Source organism: uncultured Cyclobacterium sp., from assembly GCF_963976465.1.
Lineage (GTDB): Bacteria > Bacteroidota > Bacteroidia > Cytophagales > Cyclobacteriaceae > Cyclobacterium.
Map to the genome: position 1 here is coordinate 1 of NZ_CAXBOC010000507.1, position 3,866 is coordinate 3,866.

Sequence of the window (3,866 nt, forward strand, 5' to 3'; positions counted from 1 at the left end):
CCTTTGATAGAAACGGCCAACGGTTTATCCGTTACAGAGAATAATTTTTTCAAAATGAACGTGTTTGCTAATATAGATTTTACTGACTATCTGAGTTTAAAAACCAACTTAACTTCTCAATATAACAGTAATTTGGTAGATAGACATAATGACTTAGTTTACGGATATACTCATACCGGAGTGGAAGGCAAAAACCTGGATTACCTTACTATTTTAGAAGCCAGTAGAAGTAATGTGCAGAGTAACTATAATACCTTGTATTCCACTTTAAATTTCAACAAAACATTTAATGAAAAACATAATGTTTCTGCGATTGCAGGTATTCAAATTGAAAGTACTGTTATAAAAAATGTATATGGCAGAAGGTCTAGTCCCCCTAAGGAGGGTTTAATTCAAATAGATGCCGGTACTGCAGGGTTCCAAGCGAATGGAAATATGAGTGAGCTTAAAATGATGTCTTACTTCGGACGTGTGAATTATGCTTTATCAGACAAATACTTATTTGAAATGAACCTCAGGGCAGATGGTAGTTCAAGGTTTAAAGAAGACTATCGTTGGGGTGTTTTCCCTGCATTTTCAGCCGGTTGGAGATTGGGAGAGGAAGAGTTTATGAAAAGTCAAAATTTGATATCAGACCTGAAAGTTCGAGCCTCTTGGGGTAAATTAGGCAATCAAAATATAAATTCTTATTGGCCATATTTGGCTGTAGTCAACCAAACAAACGGACTAAGTTATAACTTTTCAGGAAGCTTTGCGCCCGGCGCAGGCATTACGGCTCTTGTTGATGAAAGCATCGGATGGGAAACTTCGGTAACTACTGATTTGGGATTAGAATTTGGTTTATTAAACAATCAGATTTTTGTTGAAGCAGACTATTTTAGAAAAACCACCAACGACATCATTGTACAATTACCTATTCCCGCCATTTTTGGGGGGGTAAGTGCGCCATTTGAAAATGTAGGGGAGATGACCAACAATGGTTTTGAATTCAATATAAATTATTCGAAGTTGGCTACAGACAGGGACGAACTGGGGTATAACCTTGGAGTGAATATGACTTATATAGTCAATCAGGTAACCAAGTTTAGAGAAAATTCACCCGACCAATTGTATCTAATTCGTGAGGGATTTTCTTATCGGGAGCTTTATGGATACAAAGCCATAGGTATCTATCAATCGGATCAGGAAGCTTCCGAACATATGAATGCAAATGGCTATATTCCTCAAGCTGGTGAATTGAAATATGAAGATGTTAACAATGACGGCCGTTTGGGTTTTGAGGACAAAATGGCTTTGGGGAACACCATCCCTAAGTATACTTTTGGGCTTACACCCAGTTTAAATTTTAAAGGTTTTGATTTGAGCGTTTTGGTTATGGGTATCGCGGGGGCTAGTGTTTATACACAAAATGCCTGGACCCAACCATTGGGTATTTCAGGAGGAACCATCACAGAAAAATGGAGAGATGCCTGGACTCCAGACAATCCAAGTACGACCGTACCGAGAATATCAATAAGTGATACCTGGAGAAGTGAAGCATCTTCCTATTGGGTGAGTGATATTTCTTTTATAAAACTCAGAAATGTTCAATTGGGTTATACTTTTCCTGCCTCCATCACCGAGAGACTTGGTGTCCAAAAACTTTACCTATATGGTAATGCACAAAATTTGGGTTCCATAGTGTCCAAAGACTATGAGGGATTTGATCCGGAAAGAAACACATTTAATTCAGGAGATAATTATTATCCCCTTCCTAGAATCCTTTCTCTTGGTGTTAATATTAATCTGTAAACCTTATGAAAACGATGAAAATATTTAAAATTAATTTCGTATTAGTGGCGATGCTCCTTGGTACCGCCTGTGGAGATGATTTTCTGGAAGTGTATCCAACCGACAGGATTACAACTGTTTCTTTTTGGCAAAATGAAAGTGATGTTAAATTGGCTTTGAATGGAATTTATAGTGTGCTTAAACACCGGGGGGTATATGGTTCAGGACCAACTTTTGACGCCATCACCCCTTACGCTTATCAATGGGCTCACTGGAATGGTATGGAAAAGCAAATTGGAAACGGATCCATTACAGCCAGTACTTCAGGAGGTTTGTTAAATGAGCGGTGGACCATGTGTTACCGTATAATAAATTTCTCAAACGACTTTATATCCAATATAGAAAATGTGGAACTTGCTGCTGATGTGAAAGCTACTTACTTAGGAGAAGTACGTTTTATCAGAGGACTTGCCTATGCCTTATTGGCAGAAACTTATGGTGGTGTACCTATTATTTTGACAAAATTAAGCACGGAAGAAATAACTTCATTAAGTAGAAATACATTAGAAGAAACCTGGGCTCAGGCTATTTCGGATTATGATTTTGCAGTACAAAATTTAGCCCCTGTCAGTTATGAGTTAGGAAGGGCTACCAAAGGTGCCGCATTAGGGATGAAAATGAGAGCATACCTATACCAAAACAAATACGCCGAAGTTTTGCAGGTTATAGAACAAATAGATGCGCTTGAAATGTATGATCTCTTTCCAAGCTATGAAGGCTTGTTCAAGTTGGATAATGAAAACAATGAAGAGGTACTTTTTGATATACAATACATTGCTGGGGAGCAAGGACAAGGTAATTTCTTTGCTTGGTTGGCGCTTCCGGGTGGTGTTGCGGCAGCAGGTGCCAGTGATCCAGCTCCTACTCAACATATTATTGACGAATATGAAATGATTGATGGATCTGCAGTGGATCCAAATAATGAATTTGAGGGCAGAGATCCCAGATTAGATTTTTCTATTCTTAGACCAGGCGCCACCTTTGAAGGTAAATTGTACCCCTCTGAAGTACCTAATCACACCGGACAGAGAGTGGGTTTTGGGTTGCGTAAAAATGTAGGTGAGGGGATAGCTTTACTTACTCCGAGGGTATCTCCTTTAAATTTTATAGTTTTGAGATATGCCGATGTCCTGTTGGCTAAAGCCGAAGCCCTAATTGAAACCAATCAAAATATTCCTGAAGCAATAAGTATTATCAATCGAATAAGAACTGAACGGACAGATGTTAAAATAACCTCATTGTCCACTGGACTTTCTCAAGAAGAAGCAAGAGAAAAACTAAGGCATGAAAAGGTAGTTGAATTTTTTGGTGAAGGCATTTTGTGGGCGGATATAAAGCGGTGGAAGATAGGTCAAGATATTTATCCGGTGGATATTAAAGCCGCAGATGGAGGGTTGATAGAAGTTAAGTTTCCGAATGGTTATGAAGACCGGCATAACCTATTGCCGATCCCGGACAATGAAATTGCTTTCAATAATAATTTAGAACAAAACCCTGGCTGGTAATTGCTTATTTAAAAAAATGTTAATCGTAAAATAGTAAATTAAAACTGGCTCACTTGAATTTTGTCATGACCAAAGAGTATTTGGATTGTCCTTACAAATACAAATATTTCAGGTCATGACATTTTCATTAATTTTTATAAAGGCAATTCGTATATTGTAATGTAAAATTTTGTGAATGGCGTATAAGATGAACAAAGGCCTTATATTAAAAATTGCTTTTTTTGTGACGATTGCTCTGGTAATTATTTGGGTGGTCTCATTCAATAAATCCATTGAATTTCCTAAAGAAGTCGAGGCCACATTACCTGAAAAGGTAAATTTTAACTTGCATATTAAACCTATTTTATCTGACCGATGCTTTGCTTGTCATGGTCCTGATGTGAACAAAAGAGAAGCTAATTTGAGGTTGGATGTGGAGTCTGAAGCCTTGGCTTTGATTGGGGAAAATAAAGATCATTATGCGATCGTACCGGGAAATCCTTTGAGAAGTGCTGTTTATGAGCGTATGGTTACTGAAGAGACAGATCTTAG

General features: G+C 37.9%; 3 protein-coding genes. All 3 read left to right on the plus strand.

From position 1 onward, the window contains the following. Nucleotides 1-1,791 (plus strand): SusC/RagA family TonB-linked outer membrane protein (locus AAC037_RS21240; protein ID WP_339905448.1); only part of this gene is annotated, 1,791 nt, incomplete at its 5' end. Between the two features lie 14 nt (nt 1,792-1,805). Further along, nucleotides 1,806-3,335, plus strand: coding sequence for a RagB/SusD family nutrient uptake outer membrane protein (locus AAC037_RS21245; protein WP_339905450.1), 1,530 nt, complete (start codon nt 1,806-1,808; stop codon nt 3,333-3,335). Nucleotides 3,336-3,510: 175 nt separating this feature from the next. Beyond that, nucleotides 3,511-3,866: c-type cytochrome domain-containing protein (locus AAC037_RS21250; protein WP_339905452.1), on the plus strand; the 356-nt coding region annotated here is incomplete at its 3' end.